14 protein-coding genes and 1 pseudogene are annotated in these 18,598 nt (G+C 70.3%); 9 read left to right on the top strand and 6 right to left on the bottom strand.

The genetic code is table 11. The annotated features are described in order from the left end of the window. Positions 1-33: 33 nt before the first annotated feature. Entirely contained in the window at positions 34-921 is an 888-nt protein-coding gene (locus ACIBK4_RS13620; protein WP_398994810.1) for an SDR family NAD(P)-dependent oxidoreductase, read from the bottom strand. Positions 922-992: 71 nt separating this feature from the next. On the opposite strand from ACIBK4_RS13620, the gene ACIBK4_RS13615 reads away from it, so the two are divergent. Continuing rightward, positions 993-1,934 carry a LysR family transcriptional regulator gene (locus ACIBK4_RS13615; RefSeq protein WP_398994809.1) on the top strand — a complete coding sequence of 314 codons (942 nt, stop codon included), beginning with the start codon at positions 993-995 and terminating at the stop codon, positions 1,932-1,934. Positions 1,935-2,024: 90 nt separating this feature from the next. Here the strand turns inward: ACIBK4_RS13615 and ACIBK4_RS13610 are convergent. Then, positions 2,025-2,821 (bottom strand): annotated as a pseudogene (locus ACIBK4_RS13610) (hypothetical protein); the annotation flags it as partial. 228 nt (positions 2,822-3,049) lie between these two features. Here ACIBK4_RS13610 and ACIBK4_RS13605 point away from each other — a divergent pair. Then, positions 3,050-3,463: an SsgA family sporulation/cell division regulator gene (locus ACIBK4_RS13605; RefSeq protein ID WP_398994808.1), complete on the top strand. Its 414-nt coding sequence runs from the start codon at positions 3,050-3,052 to the stop codon at positions 3,461-3,463. A 139-nt stretch (positions 3,464-3,602) separates the two neighbouring features. Further along, the gene (locus tag ACIBK4_RS13600) at positions 3,603-5,630 is read left to right on the top strand and encodes a phosphocholine-specific phospholipase C (protein WP_398994807.1); all 2,028 of its coding nucleotides are present in this window, start codon (positions 3,603-3,605) and stop codon (positions 5,628-5,630) included. On the opposite strand, the gene ACIBK4_RS13595 is transcribed toward ACIBK4_RS13600, so the two are convergent. Both ACIBK4_RS13595 and ACIBK4_RS13590 read right to left on the bottom strand, forming a co-directional pair. Continuing rightward, complete coding sequence (locus ACIBK4_RS13595; RefSeq protein WP_398994805.1) at positions 5,620-6,645, bottom strand: Gfo/Idh/MocA family protein; 1,026 nt, start codon at positions 6,643-6,645, stop codon at positions 5,620-5,622. The genes ACIBK4_RS13600 and ACIBK4_RS13595 overlap by 11 nt on opposite strands. A 94-nt stretch (positions 6,646-6,739) precedes the next feature. Then, positions 6,740-7,840, bottom strand: a complete 1,101-nt coding sequence (locus ACIBK4_RS13590; RefSeq protein ID WP_398994804.1) for a chemotaxis protein — start codon at positions 7,838-7,840, stop codon at positions 6,740-6,742. Between the two features lie 87 nt (positions 7,841-7,927). Between ACIBK4_RS13590 and ACIBK4_RS13585 the strand changes: the two genes are divergently transcribed. From ACIBK4_RS13585 to asnB, 3 genes are all read left to right on the top strand, one after another. Beyond that, positions 7,928-9,355, top strand: coding sequence for a basic amino acid/polyamine antiporter (locus ACIBK4_RS13585; protein WP_398994803.1), 1,428 nt, complete (start codon positions 7,928-7,930; stop codon positions 9,353-9,355). A gap of 22 nt (positions 9,356-9,377) precedes the next feature. Further along, positions 9,378-10,640 (top strand): arginine deiminase, encoded by a 1,263-nt coding sequence (locus tag ACIBK4_RS13580; RefSeq protein ID WP_398994802.1) that lies wholly within the window; start codon positions 9,378-9,380, stop codon positions 10,638-10,640. Positions 10,641-10,929: 289 nt separating this feature from the next. Further along, entirely contained in the window at positions 10,930-12,771 is a 1,842-nt protein-coding gene (asnB, locus tag ACIBK4_RS13575; RefSeq protein ID WP_398994801.1) for an asparagine synthase (glutamine-hydrolyzing), read from the top strand. An 8-nt stretch (positions 12,772-12,779) separates the two neighbouring features. Here the strand turns inward: asnB and ACIBK4_RS13570 are convergent, their stop codons facing one another. Next, complete coding sequence (locus tag ACIBK4_RS13570; RefSeq protein ID WP_398994800.1) at positions 12,780-14,366, bottom strand: alpha/beta hydrolase; 1,587 nt, start codon at positions 14,364-14,366, stop codon at positions 12,780-12,782. Positions 14,367-14,675: 309 nt separating this feature from the next. Between ACIBK4_RS13570 and ACIBK4_RS13565 the strand changes: the two genes are divergently transcribed. Further along, positions 14,676-15,371: a chaplin gene (locus ACIBK4_RS13565; protein WP_398994799.1), complete on the top strand. Its 696-nt coding sequence runs from the start codon at positions 14,676-14,678 to the stop codon at positions 15,369-15,371. 151 nt (positions 15,372-15,522) lie between these two features. On the opposite strand, the gene ACIBK4_RS13560 is transcribed toward ACIBK4_RS13565, so the two are convergent. Then, positions 15,523-16,434: a LysR family transcriptional regulator gene (locus ACIBK4_RS13560; RefSeq protein WP_398994798.1), complete on the bottom strand. Its 912-nt coding sequence runs from the start codon at positions 16,432-16,434 to the stop codon at positions 15,523-15,525. Positions 16,435-16,646: 212 nt separating this feature from the next. Between ACIBK4_RS13560 and ACIBK4_RS13555 the strand changes: the two genes are divergently transcribed. Next, positions 16,647-17,546 carry an SDR family oxidoreductase gene (locus ACIBK4_RS13555; protein WP_398994797.1) on the top strand — a complete coding sequence of 300 codons (900 nt, stop codon included), beginning with the start codon at positions 16,647-16,649 and terminating at the stop codon, positions 17,544-17,546. Between the two features lie 222 nt (positions 17,547-17,768). Next, positions 17,769-18,545 (top strand): GNAT family N-acetyltransferase, encoded by a 777-nt coding sequence (locus ACIBK4_RS13550; protein ID WP_398994796.1) that lies wholly within the window; start codon positions 17,769-17,771, stop codon positions 18,543-18,545. Positions 18,546-18,598: the final 53 nt, after the last annotated feature.

Below are 18,598 nucleotides of genomic sequence, written 5' to 3'. Positions count from 1 at the left end.
CCCGTCACCTGCGAACGGCTTCCGCCGGTGCCGTCACGGTGTGATCAGCCGGTCCTGTTCCACCGGGGGCGTGCCGCCGTACCAGTCCAGGGCCTTGCCGAAGCGGACCAACTCGCCGTAGTGCGTGGGGTCTACGTGCTCGGCGAAGACGAGGTCGAGGACGGCGGCCGCCGCGTCGGCCGGGGACTGGGCCTGGCTGAAGTCGCTGAACCAGGGGCGGGAGGTGGCCGTGTCGACCATGCCCGGGCAGACCGAGGCGATCAACGTGCCGGTCGCGAGGTCGTGTTCGCGGCGTTCGGCGGCGACCGCGCGGACGGCGGCGACCTGGGCCACCTTCGAGGGCACGTTCAGCCAGAGCGGCCAGCCCGCCTCGGCCGTGGTCCGGTTGTGGACGGCGCCGCGCCAGGACTCGACGGCGTACTCGACCTGGTCCAGGCTCGCGCCGTCGAACAGGTCGTGCAGCGCGGGGTCGAGATGCCCGAGCGTGCCGAGGCTGCTGGCCACGACGAGGAACCGGCCGCCCGGGCGCAGGACGGGGCCGAAGGAGCGCAGCAGCGCGTGGGTGGCGGTGTTGGACACGTCGATGAACTCGTCGGCGCGCGCCGCCTGGGACTCCCCGGGCAGCACCCGGGCCACGGCGTTCGAGATCACGATGTCGACCCCGCCGTGGTCCTGCCGGAGCTCCGCGGCGAGGTCGGCGATGGCGTCGGTGTCGGTGACGTCCAGGACCCGGCCCTCGACGCGGCTGCGGGTGCCGGGCAGGCTCGCGACCTCGTGGGCCGCGTCGGTGACCCGGCGCTCGTCGCGGCCGGTGAGCAGGACCAGGTCGTCGGAGCCGAGGCGGGCCGCCAGGCCCTCGACGAGGGCGCGGCCGAGTCCTTGGTTGGCGCCCGTGACGAGGGCGATGCGCGAAACGTTCATGACTGCCACGGTAGGAACCCGCCGGGTGTGCGTCCAACGAAAGTTGCGCACCGCTAGCATGCGTGATCGTCATGGACTTCACGGATGTGTCACTCACCGCGCTGCGCGTCTTCCGCGCGGTCGCCGAACAGGGAACCTTCACCGCGGCCGCCGCGTCACTGGGCTACACCCAGTCCGCGGTGTCCCGCCAGATCGCCGCGATCGAGCGTGCCGCGGGCGCGGAACTGCTGGAGCGGAGGCGTGACGGCGTACGGCTGACCCCGGCCGGCCGGCTCGTCATGCGCAGGGCGACAGTCGTCCTGGACGAGATCGACGCGACCGCCCGCGAACTGTCCGGGCTGCCCACAGAGGCCGCGACCGTCCGCCTGGGCTGGTTCCCCAGCGCGGGAGCGGTCCTGCTGCCCCGCGCCCTGACCGCCCTGCGCCGCACCGACCCCGACCTGCACATCGTCAGCCGGGAGGGCGGCACCCCGGCCCTGGTACGCGCCCTGCGCGCCGGCAGCCTGGACCTGGCCCTGCTGGCGTCGGTGCCGCCGTTCCGCCCACCGGACACGGAGTCACCACCGCTGGTACTGCGCACGCTCACCGAGCGCCCTCTGTACCTCGCGGTCCCCACCACACATCCACTCGCCCGCGCCGACTACGTCGACGTCGCCGACCTGCGCGGCCAACGCTGGATCGCGAGCCCCTCCTCCGGCGAGGACCGCCTCATGGGCGTATGGCCGGGCCTGGACGAGCGCCCCGAGATCGCCCACACGGCCCGCGACTGGCTGGCCAAACTCCAACTCGTCGCGGCGGGCTGCGGTTTGACCACGGTGACCGCCTCACTGGCCCCTGCCGTACCGCCGGGCGTACGGGTCCTGCCGGTACGCGGCGGCCCCCAGGAACAACGCCGACTGCTACTGGCCCGCCTTCCGCACCCACCCACCGAAGCGGTCACCCGAGTGGGGGCTGCTCTGCGCGTGGCCGCGCTCGACGCGTATGCCCCGGGTACGGCACTGGCGCAGGAGTGAGGCCTTCGGCTGGCCGGGCCGATGTTTTCAACTTGGTGTTGCTGGGCGGTCGTCGGTCCGCGCGCGGAGCGACATGGGCGGCCCAGCTGGTCAACAGTTGGTCGCCCTGGCTGCGGTGCTCCCAGGGGAGGGAATTGGCCGTTTGTCTTGACCGGCGTCTTCAACTCGGCTGTGCCCGACGGGCGTTGCCCCGCCCCCCACCACCCCCGCGCCGCCCAACACCACACACGCCCCCACAGTCAGCACCCCACCGACAAGAAACGCCCCTCGCGCATCCGTCACCCGCAACACGAGCCCCCCGAGCGCCGCGCCGACCGCGATACCGGCGTTGTAGGAGCCGGAGTTGGCCGCCAGAGCGATGTCCATACGTCCCGGTGCGCAGTGGGGCATCGCGTTCTGGGCGGTCATGAACACCGGTCCGAGCGCACCGCCTGTAGGGCTGCGGCGGTATTCAGCGCCCCCTGCGGGAAGCGGTCCAACACCGCCCCAGTCACTGTCACCCCGGCCGGGCACGCGACGCCGAACACCACGAGGAGGACGCCGTTCGCGCTCGGGGAGAACCCGCGCACGTCGCCGAGGAACTTCACGATGTACGTGAATCCCGCGAACGCCCCCGTGGCGGACAGCGCCCCGAGCACCCGTCGACGGACCCCGGGTGCGAACAGGCCCACCGTGACCGGTCCCAGCACGGCCCAGAACAGCGCCTGAGCGAGTGCGGTGCGGAGGCGGGCCGTGAGCAGAAGCCAGTTGGACCTCGGCAGCGCCGCCATCGCACTGGATACGACCAGTGCTGTCCGCAGGCCCGTGAATACGTGGCGCCGGGCCACGCCCCGCATGACGTGGGCGAGCGGCACGGACTCGACGGCCACCGTCACGCCGTAACCGGTGTCCCACCGGGCCCGGCGTACCCGCTCCTCAACCCCGTCCATGGACCCGCCTCACCGGGCCCACCCGCCCCATCGCAAACGAGTTCACCGGCGGCCACACCGATCCACGGTGATGTGATGCAGGTCACATCAACTCGTTCGTGGTTCCGCGTAATGCGAACGGCGCCTGCGAGGTCGTACAGGCACACGGCAATCCGGCCGACCTCACGCCCGCAGTGGAGACCGACCATGGACATCACCCTCGAACAGCCCACCCGAGCCCGGCTGATCACGGCGGACGACACGGAGATTCCCGTGTCGGCCACGCTCCGCTACCTCGCCTCGGACCCGCTGGCCGTGCACCTCGACTTCCCGCCCGAGGTCTCCCTCGACGGCGACGGGGTCACCTGGACCTTCGCCCGGTCGCTGCTGGAGGAGGGGCTGCGCAGGCCGGCGGGCGGCGGTGACGTGCACCTGTGGCCGTGCGGCCGGGCCCGTACGGTGCTGGAGTTCCACTCGCCGTTCGGACTCGCCCTGCTGCACTTCCAGACCTCGGAACTGCGCCGCTTCCTGCTGCGGACCTACGACGTCGTGGCCACCGGACAGGAGGACATGGACGCGGTCGTCGAGCGCGGGCTGAGCGCCCTGTTCGGGAACGTCTGAGGGCGACTCGGCGCCCTGAAGCCGACTTTGACTTTTGTTCACCTCCATCTCACCGTGCGGGGATGGACCTTCGCGATCACCCCGTGCACCCTTGCGCGCGGTGTGCCGCTCGGGCACGCCTGTGACGAGGGCGGGGCGAATGACACCGATCAGCCGAAGAGGCTTCGTGGGGCTCGGTGCCACCGTGGCGGCGGGCATGGCCATGGGCACCGGCGCACGGCCGGCGGTCGCGGCGCAGCGGGCGGCGGCGACCGGCACGATCTCGGACGTGAAACACGTGGTGATCCTCATGCAGGAGAACCGCAGCTTCGACCACTACTTCGGACGCCTCAAAGGCGTCCGCGGCTTCGACGACCGCAGCGGCATCACGCTGAGCGGCGGCTACCCGGTCTTCAACCAGCCCAACGGCGGCGGCCGACAGTACCCGTGGAAGCTGAGCGCCACCCCGGCCGCGGGCGGCCAGGACGGCGAGACCCTCGCCCAGTGCAACGGCGACCTGCCGCACTCCTGGTCGTCGCAGCACTCGGCATGGAACAAGGGCCGCCTCGACAACTGGGTCTCGGGCGTGGGCAACGTCCGCTCGCTCGGCTACCTCGACCGGTCCGACATTCCCTTCCACTACGCACTCGCCGACAACTACACCATCTGCGACGCCTACTTCTGCTCCACGCTCAGCGCGACCGGCCCCAACCGCACCTATCTGTGGAGCGGCAAGGTCGACTCCTCCAGCTACGACGGCGGTGACGAGTCCGGCCTCACCTGGCAGACCTACGCCGAGTCCCTGCAGAACGCCGGAGTGACCTGGAAGGTCTACCAGAACGCGGCCGACAACTACGGCGACAACGCCTGCGCCTACTTCAAGAACTTCGCCAACTCCAAGGCGGGCAGCCCCCTTTACGACCGCGGCATGTCCTCCGTCCCGGCCACCACCGGCTCGACCCCCGACGACATCGCCGCCGCCATCAAGGCCGACGTCCTCGCGGGCACCCTCCCCCAGGTCTCCTGGGTGGTCCCCAACCAGGCCTTCTCCGAGCACCCCTACGCCCCGCCCGGCGACGGCGCCCACTTCGTCAGCCTCGTCTACCAGGCCCTCGCCGCCGACCCGGACGTCTTCGACTCGACCGTCCTGTTCCTCAACTACGACGAGAACGACGGCTACTTCGACCACGTCCCGCCGCCCGCCCCGCCCGCCGGCACCGACGGCGAGTTCCTCAACGGCGTGCCGTACGGCTTCGGCTTCCGCGTCCCGATGATCGTCATCTCACCCTGGACACGCGGCGGTTGGGTCTCCTCCGAGGTCTTCGAGCACACCTCGGTCCTGCGCTTCCTGGAGACCTGGACCTCGTCGTTCGGCAAGCCCGCCGCCTGCCCCAACATCAGCACCTGGCGCCGCAAGGTCAGCGGCGACCTGACCGGAGTCTTCGACTTCGCCAACCCGGTCCACGGCGCGGTGTCCCTGCCCGCGACCAGCGTCATCGGCATCTCCACCTGCGGCCCGCTGCCCAACTCGGTGCCGACGAACAACGCCCTGCCCGTCCAGGAGACCGGCACCCGGCCCGCCCGCGCGCTGCCGTACCAGCCCAACGGGTACCTGGATCACCTGGAGTTCGGGTCGAGCGGCAAGATCCTCGCCTGGTTCGCCATGTCCAACCAGGGCGGCGCCGCGAAGAGCGCCGCCCATCTCTCCATCCACCCCAACGCCTACCGCGACACCACGCCCTGGCAGTACACGATCGATCCGGGCGGCACCGCCTCCGACTACTTCAACATCGGTACGGGGTACGGCAGCGGCAAGTACGACCTGAGCATGGTCGGCCCCAACCGCTTCCTGCGCCGCTTCCAGGGCGACGCGACGAAGGCGGGCAAGTCCGTTGAGGTGAGCACCCGTTACGCCGTCGAGTCGGGTACCGGCAAGCTCGCCGTCTACTTCAAGATGGCCAACTCGTCCGCCGCGTCGGTGAAGTTCACCATCACCGCCAACCACTACCGCGGCGACGGGCCGTGGACCTACACGGTCGCGGCGGGCGCGTCCACGGAGGACTTCTTCAACGCCGTCGCGTACCAAGGCGGTTGGTACGACTTCACGGTGACCGTCGACTCCGACGCGACCTGGTCGCGCCGGTTCACCGGGCACCTGGAATCGGGCGCGGCGAGCGTCAGCGGCTGACGTCGGTGTACAGCTCCGGGCGCGGGGCGAGTTCGACGGCCACCCGGCCGCCGCTCTCCAGCGCCCGGACCCCGGCCTCGGCGATGGCGGAGGACGCGTAGCCGTCCCAGACGCTCGGGCCGGTGACCACACCCTGCCTGGTGGCGTCGACCCAGGACTGCACCTCGCGGTCGTAGGCGTCCGCGAACCGGACGAGGTAGTCCAGCGGGACATCCTCGTGGGTGCTGCCCCGGGTGGTGACGACCATCGAGTGGTCCTCGCCGATCCGGGCGCTGCCCGCCTCGCACACGGCCTCGCAGCGCACCTGGTAGCCGAAGCCGCTGTTGACGAAGATCTCGACGTCGACCAGGGCGCCCCCGTCGGTCTCGAAGAGCACGAGCTGCGGGTCGAGCAGACCCTCGGGGGCGTTCGCCGAGGAGCGCGGGCTGAGCACCGTCACCGCGGTGAGTTCCTGGCCGAGCAGCCAGCGGGCCGCGTCGATCTCGTGCGACACCGAGCTGTCGATGAGCATCGCCGAGGTGAAGTACGCCGGCGACGACACATTGCGGTGGGTGCAGTGCAGCATCAGCGGACGCCCCAACTCCCCGCTGTCCAGCAGGGACTTGAGGCCCTGGTACTCCGCGTCGTAGCGCCGCATGAACCCGATCTGCGCGAGCCGTCGGCCGAGCCGCGCCTCCGCCTCCACCACCCGGAGCGCTCCGGTGGAGTCGGGGACCATGGGCTTCTCGCAGAGCACCGGCAGTCCGCGGGCGAAGGCCGCGAGCAGTGCCTCCTCGTGCGCGGGACCGGGCGAGGCGACGAGGACCGCCTCGACCCCGGGGGCGTCCAGCGCGGCCACGGCGTCCTCGTGCACCGCGACCGCGTCCAGGCCGGCCACCGCCTCCTTGGCGCGATCCGTGTCCGGGTCGGCCACGGCGGCGACCCGGGCGCCGCTCACCACCTGGTCGAGGCGGCGTATGTGGTCGGCTCCCATGTGTCCCGCACCCAGCACGGCCACGCCCAGCAGGTCACCCACGTGTGCACTCCCTCTCCGACGACGATCACGCCGTAGCGTACGCCGTAGGGGGAGGGGGCCTCCGGAATCTGCGGGGCCTGACGACGAGGTGGGCTCAGTAGCGCAGCACGCCCGCGATGCCGTCCGCGTCGTTCAGGGTGCCGTCGGGGACGAAGCGGACCTCCGCGCCGGTCTCCAGGCACTGTTCGACGATCTCGTCCACGATGTCCTCGCGGGCGTCGAGGTCGCTGCCGTCGGCCGGGACCAGATGGTCGCCGTGGTCGTCGCGGACCGTGACGCGGTAGTTCTCCTCGACGGCCAGCAGCCGGACCCGGCCCTCGCGGGCGTTCTGCCAGACCTCGTCGACGCCGGCCGCGAACTCCTTGCGCCCGCGCGCCGATTCGAGCTCGCGGGTCACGGTGACGGTGTTCTTGCGCGCCTCCGCGTCGACGAGTGGCCGTACGGCCTGCCACACGGCGTCGGGTGTGCCGTGCGCGAGGCCGCCGTGCGCGATGTGCACCGCGTCCTTGGTGGCGCCGCCGACCTCGTCGAAGGCGGACAGGGCGGCCTGGTCGCCGGTGACGTAGAGCGGGCGCCGGTGCTCGCGCAGGATCCGGCCCATCGCGGTGTCCGCTTCGCGCAGGAAGTGACGGGTGTCCTCGTCGCGGAAGGTGCTCGGGATGTCGCCGATCCGCTCCTGGCGCTCGGCGTCGAAGTTGTCCCGGTGGTCGCGGGTCAGCGGGAAGCCGCCGGTGTGGTCCTCGACGACCCGGTCGACACCGCCGTTCCACAGCGTGACGCGGTCCGCGGCGAGCGACAGCACCCAGAACGGGCGCTCGGAGGCCTGCGCGGAGACGAGATTGCGGGTCAGGAACGTGTCGGAGAGGACCACACGTTCCGGCACGGACCTGGCGAGGGACCACACCTGGTGCTCACCCGGCGCGGCGAAGATCACCAGACCGTCCTCGGCGTGCGCCAGATCGACCTCGGCGAGGGCCTGGTCGAGCTGCCGGGACACGTCGATGCGCCGGTCCCGGGGGACCGCGGGATCGGCCTCCAGCTGCTTCTTGGCCTCGGCCAGCACATTGCGCAGCCGGACCGGATCCTGGGCGTTGTCGGGCTCGCGACGATGTGTCGGGGTGAGCACGGAGACCGCGGGGTAGGGGCGCGGGCGCCGCAGTTCGGTGAGGGTGGCGGGACTCAGTGCGTGCTCCATAACAGCACGATAGGGCCGAATGACGGATGGGGCATATGGGGGCAGCCCGCCAGGCAATTGGGCCATTTCGTTGCTAACGTCGCTCGGGTGACGCAGGCCGCCACCACCGACACCCGGACCGCCGCCGCCAAGCTGACCCTGCCGACACTGACCACCATGGTCGTCGGCTCCATGGTCGGGGCCGGGGTGTTCTCGCTCCCGCGCCGGTTCGCGCAGGAGACGGGTGTGGCCGGCGCCCTGATCGCCTGGGGTGTCGCCGGCACGGGCATGCTGATGCTCGCCTTCGTCTTCCAGACCCTCGCCGTCCGCCGACCCGACCTCGACGCCGGTGTCTACGCCTACGCCAAGGCCGGGTTCGGCGAGTACCTCGGCTTCTTCTCCGCGTTCGGCTACTGGGCCAGCGCCTGCGTCGGCAACGTGACCTACTGGGTGCTGATCATGTCGACGATCGGCACGATCGCACCCTCGCTCGGCGAAGGCGACACGGTCCTCGCGGTGGTCCTCTCCTCCGCCGGGCTGTGGCTCTTCTTCCTGCTGATCAGCCGCGGCGTGAAGGAGGCCGCGGCCATCAACAGGATCGTCACCGTCGCCAAGGTCGTGCCGATCCTCGTCTTCGTCATCCTGGCGCTCTTCTACCTGAAGCCCCATGTCTTCGCGGAGAACTTCGGCGGCGCCGACTACGCGGGCTCCCTGTTCCAGCAGGTCAAGGGCACCATGCTGGCCACCGTCTTCGTGTTCCTGGGCGTCGAGGGCGCCAGCGTCTACTCCCGGCACGCCCAGCGCCGTGAGGACGTGGGACGCGCGACCGTCCTCGGTTTCCTCAGCGTCTTCGCCGTCTTCGCATCGGTCACGATCGTGTCGTACGGCCTGATGCCCATGGGTGAGATCGCCGAACTGCGGCAGCCCTCCATGGCCGGTGTGCTGGAACACGCGGTGGGCACCTGGGGGAAGGTCTTCGTCAGCGTCGGGCTGATCGTTTCCGTGCTGGGCGCCTATCTGGCCTGGACGCTGATGGCGGCCGAGGTGCTGTTCGTCGCCGCCAAAGACGACGACATGCCGCGCTTCCTGAAGAAGTCCACGGCGGCCGACGTGCCCGTCCCCGCGCTGGTGATGACCACGCTGCTCAGCCAACTCGTCCTCGTCGTCACCTACTTCTCCGACGACGCCTTCAACTTCGCGCTGGACCTGACCAGTTCGCTGACCCTGATCCCGTTCCTGCTCGCGGCCGGCTTCGCCGTACGGATCGCGCTCAAGCGAACCCGTGCGGGACGGGGCGAGTTGGTGGTCGCCGTGCTCGCCACGGTCTACACCGCGTTCCTCATCTACGCGGCCGGACTCAAGTACCTCCTCGTCTCGCTCATCATCTACGCGCCCGCCACCTTCCTGTTCGTCAAGGCCCGCAGGGAACAGGGGCGTTCGCCCTTCTCGGCCCGGGAACTGGGGATCCTCGCCGTCTCGGTCGCGGGCGCCGTCGTCGGGATCGTCGCCCTGGCGCTGGGCTGGATCAGCCTGTGACCTCCGGAAAGGTGTGTGCACCGTGACCAGTCAAGACACCGTGGACCGACATGAGTACGGCGTCCACTCCGAGGTCGGCCGACTGCGCAAGGTGCTGGTCTGCGCACCGGGCCTGGCCCACCGCAGGCTCACCCCGACCAACTCCGACGACCTGCTCTTCGACGACGTGATGTGGGTCGAGAACGCCCAGCGCGACCACGCCGACTTCGTCAACGAACTCCGCGAACGCGGCGTCGACGTCGTCGAGTTGCACGAACTGCTCGCCCAGACCATGACGATCCCCGCCGCCAAGGACTGGCTCCTGGACCGGAAGATCGTCGCGAACGAGGTCGGCCTGGGACTCATCGACGCGACCCGCGCCTACCTGGAGAGCCTCGAACCGGCCGACCTGGCCAAGTACTTGATCGGCGGCCTCGCCACCACCGACCTCCCGGACGAGTACCGCACCGACTACGTCGCCCTCGTCCGCGAGTCGACCGGCGTCCGCGAATACCTGATGCCACCGCTGCCCAACACCCTCTACACCCGCGACACGACCTGCTGGCTCTACGGCGGCCTCACCCTCAACCCCCTCTACTGGCCCGCCCGGCACGGCGAGACCCTCCTGATGAAGGCGATCTACACCTTCCACCCGGACTTCGCGGGCTCCGTCGTCTGGTGGGGCGACCCCGAACTCGACTGGGGGCAGGCCACGTTCGAAGGCGGCGACATCATGCCCGTCGGCAACGGCGTCGTCCTCATGGGCATGAGCGAGCGCACCTCGCGCCAGGCCATCACCCAAGTCGCCAAGTCTCTCTTCGACTTGGGCGCCGCCGAGCACGTCGTCGTGGCCGGGATGCCGAAACTGCGTTCCGCGATGCACCTCGACACCGTCTTCACCTTCGCCGACCGCGACCTGGTGACCCTGTACCCGGTCATCATGGACGCCGTCCACACCTTCTCCCTGCGCCCCGGCGACAAGGCACCCGGCATCGACATCGTCGACGAGGGCTCGACCCCGTTCACTGACGTCGTCGCCAAGGCACTTGGCCTGCCCGAGCTGCGGATCGTGGAGACGGGCGGCGACGTCTACGCCTCCGAACGCCAGCAGTGGGACAGCGGCAACAACGCGGTCGCGCTGGAACCGGGCGTGGTCTTCACCTACGACCGCAACACCCAGACCAACGCCCTGCTGCGCAAGGCCGGCGTCGAGGTCATCACGATCGTCGGCGCCGAACTGGGGCGCGGCCGGGGTGGCGGTCACTGCATGACCTGCCCGATCGTGCGGGACCCGGTGGAGTTCTGAAGTTCCGGGTGCCGACGGGTTGTTGAGCAACTCTTTGCCCGTGGCCGATTCCTGACGACAGGCGCCCGGTGGAGACCCGATCGGTGGACCTCGGGGGTGCAAAGCGCGGCTCAAAACCGGGGGTCGGTACGGCCGTTCAGGTTACGGACATGTTGACCGGCCCGGTGGGTGTGACACACGCTCGTCATATAGGTGCTGGATACAACTGGTTCGGCGAGTACGGGTCAGACGTGCGGAAACACACAGGTGGGCGACCTGCATCCGGTGGACCGAACGCAGGAGGTAACGCATGTGCGGCATCACCGGCTGGGTCTCCTTCGACCGTGAACTGCGCACCGAGGCCGCGACATTGGATGCAATGACGGAGACGATGGCCTGCCGCGGCCCGGACGACCGCGGCACCTGGGTCCAGGGTCCCGCGGCCCTCGGACACCGCCGGCTCGCGATCATCGACCTGCCCGGCGGCCGTCAGCCGATGACCGTCGACACGGCGGACGGCACGGTCGCGCTCGTCTACTCGGGGGAGACCTACAACTTCACCGAACTCCGCCGCCAACTCACCGACCGGGGACACCGGTTCACCACCGACTCCGACACCGAGGTCGTGCTGCGCGGCTATCTCGAATGGGGCGACGCGGTCGCCGAACGACTCAACGGCATGTACGCCTTCGCGATCTGGGACGGCCGCCGCGACCAACTCGTCATGATCCGCGACCGCATGGGCATCAAGCCCTTCTACTACCACCCGACGTCGGACGGCGTCCTGTTCGGCTCGGAGCCGAAGGCGATCCTCGCCAACCCGCTCGCCCGCGCCAAGGTCACCCTGGACGGCCTGCGCGAACTCTTCACCATGATCAAGACCCCCGGACACGCGATCTGGGACGGCATGCACGAGGTCGAACCCGGCACCGTCGTCACCGTCGACCGCTCGGGTCTACGGCGGCGCGTCTACTGGCAGTTGGAGACCCGCCCGCACACCGACGACCGCGACACCACCGTCGCCCACGTCCGCACCCTCCTCGACGACATCGTGCGCCGCCAGCTCGTCGCCGACGTACCGCGCTGCACCCTGCTCTCCGGCGGCCTCGACTCCTCCGCCATGACCGCGATCGCCGCCCGCCAACTCGCCGAGCACGGCGAGAAGGTGCGCAGCTTCGCCGTCGACTTCGTCGGCCAGAACGAGAACTTCGTCGCCGACGACCTGCGCGGCACCCCCGACACCCCGTACGTCCACGACGTGGCCCGCGCCTCCGGCACCGACCACCAGGACATCGTGCTCGACGCACACGCCCTCGCCGACCTCGACGTCCGCGCGAAGATGCTCCGGGCCCGCGATCTCCCCCTGGGCTTCGGCGACATGGACTCCTCGCTGTACCTGCTGTTCCGCGCCATCCGCGACCAGTCCACGGTCGCCCTGTCCGGCGAATCGGCGGACGAAGTCTTCGGCGGATACCTGCAGTTCTTCGACGAGGAGGCCCGGCGCGCCGACACCTTCCCCTGGCTGGTGCGCTTCGGGCAGCACTTCGGGGACGACGCCGACGTCCTGCGTCCCGACCTGACCAAGGCCCTGGACACCGAGTCGTACATCGCGGACGGCTACCGCACCGCCGTCGCCGGCATCCAACGCCTCGACGGGGAAAGCGACTTCGAGTACCGCATGCGGCGCATCTGCCACCTCCACCTCACCCGCTTCGTCCGCATCCTGCTCGACCGCAAGGATCGCGCGAGCATGGCCGTCGGCCTGGAGGTCCGCGTCCCGTTCTGCGACCACCGGCTCGTCGAGTACGTCTTCAACACCCCCTGGGCCTTCAAGTCCTACGACGGCCGGGAGAAGACCCTGCTCAGGGAGGCCACCGCCGACGTCCTCCCGAAGTCCGTCTACGACCGCGTCAAGAGCCCGTACCCGTCCACCCAGGACCCCAAGTACGCGGTCGCCCTCCAGGACCACGCCAAGGACCTTCTCGCCCGGCCCTCCCACCCGGTCTTCGACCTCGTCGACCGCGAGAGGCTCCGGCAGGCCGCCCACCGCGACACCCCCATCACCGCCCAGGCCGGCCGACGCGGCCTGGAACGCGCCCTCGACCTGGCGCTCTGGATGGACCTCTACAAGCCCGAACTCGCCCTCGGCTGAACGCTCCCTCAGGGGGCCACGGTGCTGTCCGGCCGGCACGAACTCCCGCTGGGCGGCAGTGAGCCGTAGAGCAGGAAGTCGTTGACCTTGGTGTGCACGCACTTGGACGAGGCGTAACCGGTGTGGCCCTCGCCCTTGTTGTCGAGCACCACGGCCGAGGACCCGAGCCGCTGGGCCGTCTCCACGGTCCAGCGGTACGGCGTCGCCGGGTCGCCCCGGGTGCCGACGAGCAGCATCTTCGCCGTGTCCACGTTCTTGACGTCGTCGCGGATGTAGTCGGTGCCCTTGGGGCGGCCGTAGCACATCAGCACTTCGGTGAGCCGGTAGCGGCCGAAGACCGGTGAGGCTTCCTCGTACTGGGCGCGCAGGCCGGACAGGTTCTTGGTGATCTGCTCGGCGGTCGGGCGGTCGGGGTCGTCGGCGCAGTTGACGGCCATCAGCGCGGCCGGGAGGTTGTCGAGCGGGACGTCCTGGGCGTCGACGATCCCGCCGCCCCCGCCGAGGTGCGGAAGACCGGTGCCGCCCGACGAGAACGCCATGATGGCGCGCGTGTCACCGTCCTCCACCAGCGAGGCGATGGCCCGCTCCAGCGTCGGCCACATCTGCCTGGTGTACAGCGCCTGGCTGATGGCACCCACCAGGTCCTGACCGGAGAACGGGTCCCCGAAGTCCGTCTGTACGGGGTCCTGGTCGAGCGAACGGACGAGGTGTACGGCCCGGTCCGGAGCCTCGCGTGCGTCCGTGCCGAAGGGACAGGCGACGTCCTGCACACACCAGTTGAGGAAGTCCTCCAGCGCCGTCTGCTGTCCCTCGGCGCCCGCGATCCCCTGCTCGGACAGCGGTTCGGTGAGGGTGTCGACGCCGTCGAGCACCAACCGGCCCACCTTCTTGGGGAATTGGGCCGCGTACACCGCGCCGAGCCGCGTTCCGTAGGAGAAACCAAGGTAGTTGAGCTTCTTGTCGCCGAGGGCCTGGCGCATCACGTCCAGGTCCCGGGAGGCGTTGACCGTGCCGATGTGCGGCAGCACCGGACCGGAGTACTTGGCGCAGGTGGCGGCCGCCTTCCGCAACTGCTTGAGGACGACCTTCGGATCGGTGCTGTCGGAGGGGTCCTCGTCGATCGCGGCCGAGCCCTGGTCGGAGCCCTCGCCACAACTCACCGGCGACGACTGGCCGACACCGCGCGGATCGAAGGTGACGACGTCGTAGCCGTTCGTCAGATCCATGAACTCCTTGCCGTCCGAGGCGAGTTCACTGACCCCCGCGCCGCCGGGACCGCCGAAGTTCAGCAGCACCGACCCCCTCGACTTCCCGGTCGCCCGGTAGCGGGCCAGCGCCAGATCGAGCGTCCCGGCGCCGGGCTTCGCGTAGTCGAGCGGGACGGTGACCTTCCCGCACTGCAGATCCTTGGGCGCGTCCGGGGTCTTGCACGCGGCCCACTTCACCTTCTGCCGGTAGAACCGGGACAGGTCGGCCTGCGGCCCGTCGTCGGCCGTGGCGAGCGTGGGCAGCCCCGCGCCGAGCAGTGCCAGCGTGAGGACCCCGGTGAACGCGCACCGCCGGAACGCGGGCCGCGATGACAGCTTGGCCAGCATCAATGCCTCCAAGAACGCGCCGTGACCAGCGCCTTCGATCACGATAAGCGGGCCTCGCGGGCCCCGCCTCCCGGCGGGCGGAGCGATGATCGATGCCGTATTCTGCGCCCCTTCAATAGGCCTAAGCGGTTTTCCTACTAACATTTTCCGACCGATGTGGTATCCGACCGATGAAGAGTCGTTATGAGTAGTTCGATAACCGTGGCGCTCGATGGAGTGAAAGGCCGATAAGCCATAACTCGGATGGTGCGCCCGCGTTTTATCCGGTGCGGGTGAGTGCCCGCTACATCTCTGGAAGGCAGGGACCCTATGAAACGGGTTGCCCGAAACGGTGTGATCGCCGTCGCCGCCGTGTCCGGTGCGATGGCCGCGGCGATGCCGGCATTCGCGGACTCCGGCGCGGACGGCGCCGCGGCCGGTTCGCCCGGGGTGATCTCCGGCAACACCATTCAGCTCCCGGTGCATGTGCCGGTGAACGTGTGCGGGAACACCGTGAACGTGGTCGGACTCCTCAATCCCGCCGCGGGGAACACGTGCGCCAATGAAGGCGGCGCGAAAGCGGGCGGTGACAAGCGGAGCGGCGGGAAGAACGCCGGCGGATCGCACGGCGGTGCCGTCGCGCAGGGCGGTGAAAAGGACTCGCCGGGTGTGCTCTCCGGCAACGGAGTACAGCTCCCGATCCATCTCCCCGTGAACCTCAGCGGCAATTCCGTGAGCGTGGTCGGTATCGGCAACCCGGCCGTGGGCAACCACTCCGAGAACACCTCGGGCGACCACCCCCACCACCCCGCGCCGCCGACCCCCGCGCCGCCCACACCGGCGAAGCCGCACCCCGGCCCGACGCCGATGACGGAGGTGAAGGGACACCCCGCCCAGCCCGCGGCCCAGGCGTCACTCGCCCACACCGGCGCCGACGGCACGATCCCGGCCGCCGTCACGAGCGCGGCCCTCCTCCTCGGCGGCGCCGCCCTGTACCGGCGCCACCGCCCCAGGGCGGGACGCTGACCCCAGCACCCGCGCCAGGACGGAAGGCCCCACCGGGTACGCGACCGGTGGGGCCTCCGTCGTCCGGCGCGGCAAGGGCAGGGCGGGTCCCCGCGGAGAGCTCCCGCAGGCAGAGAGCAGAGGGCGTCAACTCCCAGGTGTGGAAGGGGAGTTACTCGGACTGCTCCGCCGGATCCCTGAGGAGTGCGTGGGCGGCCTTGCGGAACGTGGTCAGCAGACGGTTGTGCTCGTCGGCGCGGGTCGCGAGGGCGACGTGGCTCGGTTCGACGCCGTGGAGGGGTACCGGCGTGATGTCGGGGCGGACCGTCTGGCCGGGGCGGAGGCCGGCCACGATGGCCACGGCCTGCCCGTCGGCGACGAACTCGAACTTGTCCTCCAGCGCCCGGATGACCGGACCCCCGGGTGCCGGGCGGCCGTCGGGCCGGGGGTCGATCCGCCAGAAGGCGCTCCACGCCGGGTCCGCGCCGGGCATCTGAGGAAGGGGCTCGTCGGCGATGTCGTCCAGCGTGACGGACTCCTTGCCGGCCAGGCGGTGGTCGAGCGGTACGAGCAGGAAGCGGGGCTCGTCGTAGAGGATCGTGACGTCCAACTGGTCGGTGGGGAACGGCAGTCGGGCCACCACCGCGTCCACCCGGCGATCGATCAGGGCCGGGCGCACATCGTCGTAGGCGAGGTGTACGACATGCACGTCGGCGTCCGGATGGCGGCGCCGGACCTCGCGCACCGCCGGGGTGACGAAGAGGTTCGCCATGTAGCCGACGGTGAGGCGGCTGGGTTCCGCGGCGGCGCGGGTCTCGGCGGCGGCCTGGGCGGTGGAGCGCAACAACGCCTTGGCGCGCGGGAGGAAGACCTCGCCGGCCTCCGTGAGCCGGGTGCCCTGCGGGGTGCGGTCCAGCAGCCGGGCGCCCAACTGGTCCTCCAAGCGCCGGACTTGACGGCTCAGGGAGGGCTGGGTGATGTGCAGCGTCTCGGCGGCACGGCCGAAGTGACGCTGCTCGGCGACGGCGATGAAGTACCGCACGAGGCGTAGTTCGAGATCGGGCGCGGGAGGCAGGTCCGTCATGCCTGAAGTGTACGGCGTGAGAACGGGGAGACTTCGGCCGCTGTACCTCATGAGCTGCGGTGATGCCTGACCTGTATTGCGACATGCGAAACAGGCTTTGGACCTGGAACCCGTGCCCCGCCCACGATGGAAGCACACCACAGCACAGCGCGATCCATCGCAACCATCGCAGCGCTGGCTCACTTCACCTCATCTCATCGAAGGAACGCACCATGCGTGTTTTCGTCACCGGCGCCAGCGGCTTCATCGGCTCCGCCGTGGTCCGTGAACTGCTCGCCGCCGGGCACACGGTCACCGGACTGGCCCGCTCGGACGCGTCCGCCGAGGCGTTGACGGCGGCCGGGGTCGCCGTGCACCGGGGATCGCTCGACGACCTCGACAGTCTGCGCGCGGGCGCCGTCGCGGCGGACGGGGTCTGCCACCTGGCGTTCATCCACGACTTCACGGACTTCGCCGCCAACTGCGCCACCGACCTGCGCGCCATCGAGGCGATCGGCGAGGCGCTCGCGGGCACCGACAAGCCCTTCGTGGTCACCTCGGGCACGCCCGGGCTCGCCGACGGGAGGGTGGCGACGGAGGAGGACCATGTCGAACCCGGGTCGTTCGCGGCGATCCGGCAGCCCTCCGAGCTCGCGGCGGTCGCGCTGGCGGAGCGCGGGGTGCGATCGTCGGTCATCCGGCTGCCCCGGTCCGTGCACGGCACGGGCGACCAGGGTTTCGTCCCTCAACTGATCGCCGTCGCGCGGGAGAAGGGGCTGTCGGCGTACGTCGGTGACGGCAGCGCCCGCTGGCCCGCCGTGCATCGGCTCGACGCGGCGCGGTTGTACCGATGGGCTCTGGAGTCTGCTCCGGCGGGTGCGCAGTACCACGCGGTGGGCGACGAGGCGTTGCCCCTCCGTGAGCTCGCGGACGTCATCGGCCGCCGTCTCGACGTCCCGACGGGCAGTGTGTCGCCCGAGCAGGCGGTCGACCACTTCGGATTCCTCGGTCTCGTCGCTTCGTTGGACTGCCCGGCGTCGAACGCGCTGACTCGGAAGCAGACGGGGTGGGAGCCGGTGGAGGTGGGATTGATCGCTGACCTTGAGACGGGGGAATACTTCGGGGAGGTGTAGGGGCCAGGTCGGGGGTTGTTGGTTGTCTGCGGGGCGGCAGGGGCTGGTCGCGCCCACGCGGCGGAGCCGCAAGTAGATACAGCCCCGCGCCCCTTTGGGGCGCCTACGTCGACGGCGATTGGACCGTACGGCCGGGCGTCCAGCGGATCCGCAGCCTGCTGGACTCGGGGCGGGGCGCGTAATTGCGTTGCCGGGTGCGCCCGTGGATGTTGAAGTGGGCCCATGGATCATGCCTCGGTACTCGCCCTCCACGACCGTGAACTGCGCGAAGGCGCCCGTCCAGACGGACCCGGCGCCCGTGTCGAGCGGGTCGGGGGAGTGGTGCGCCATGTCGCCGACGCGCACGGATGGAACGGGGTCCTGTGGTCCGACCTCGACGAGGCGAGCGCCGACGCGGTGATCGCGGAGCAGATCGCGTACTTCACCGCGCTCGGCCACGACTTCGAGTGGAAGCTCTACGGCCACGACCTGCCGACGGATCTCGGGCAGCGCCTGACGGCGGCCGGGTTCACGCCCGAGCCGCAGGAGACGCTGATGGTCGGCGAGATCACCGAACGCATCCTCGACGCCCAACTACCGGACGGCATCCGGCTGTTGCCCGCCACCGACCGCGCCGGCATCGACCTCGTGGCGGACGTCCACGAGAAGGCGTTCGGCACGGACAGTTCCCGGCTGCGCGCCCGACTGCTCGACCAACTCGCCGCCGATCCCGACACAGTTGTCGCCGTCGTCGCCCTCGTCGGCGACGAACCGGTGAGCGCGGCGCGCATGGAACTCGTCGCCGGCACCAGCTTCGCCGGCCTGTGGGGCGGTGGCACGGTGGATGCCTGGCGGGGCCGCGGCATCTACCGCGCCCTGGTCGCCCACCGCGCCCGCATCGCCGCCAACCGCGGCTACCGCTACCTCCAGGTCGACGCCTCCGACCAGAGCCGCCCCATCCTCGAACGCCTCGGCCTCGCCCCGCTGACCACGACCACGCCGTACGTCTACGAGCCGTAAAACCGCAGCTCGGCGTGTAGATGTCACATCCGCGGCGCCCTGATCCGTCGCAT

This window comes from Streptomyces sp. NPDC050528 (assembly GCF_044457795.1).
Classification (GTDB): Bacteria; Actinomycetota; Actinomycetes; order Streptomycetales; family Streptomycetaceae; genus Streptomyces.
This window is presented reverse-complemented; position numbering and strand designations above follow the sequence as displayed.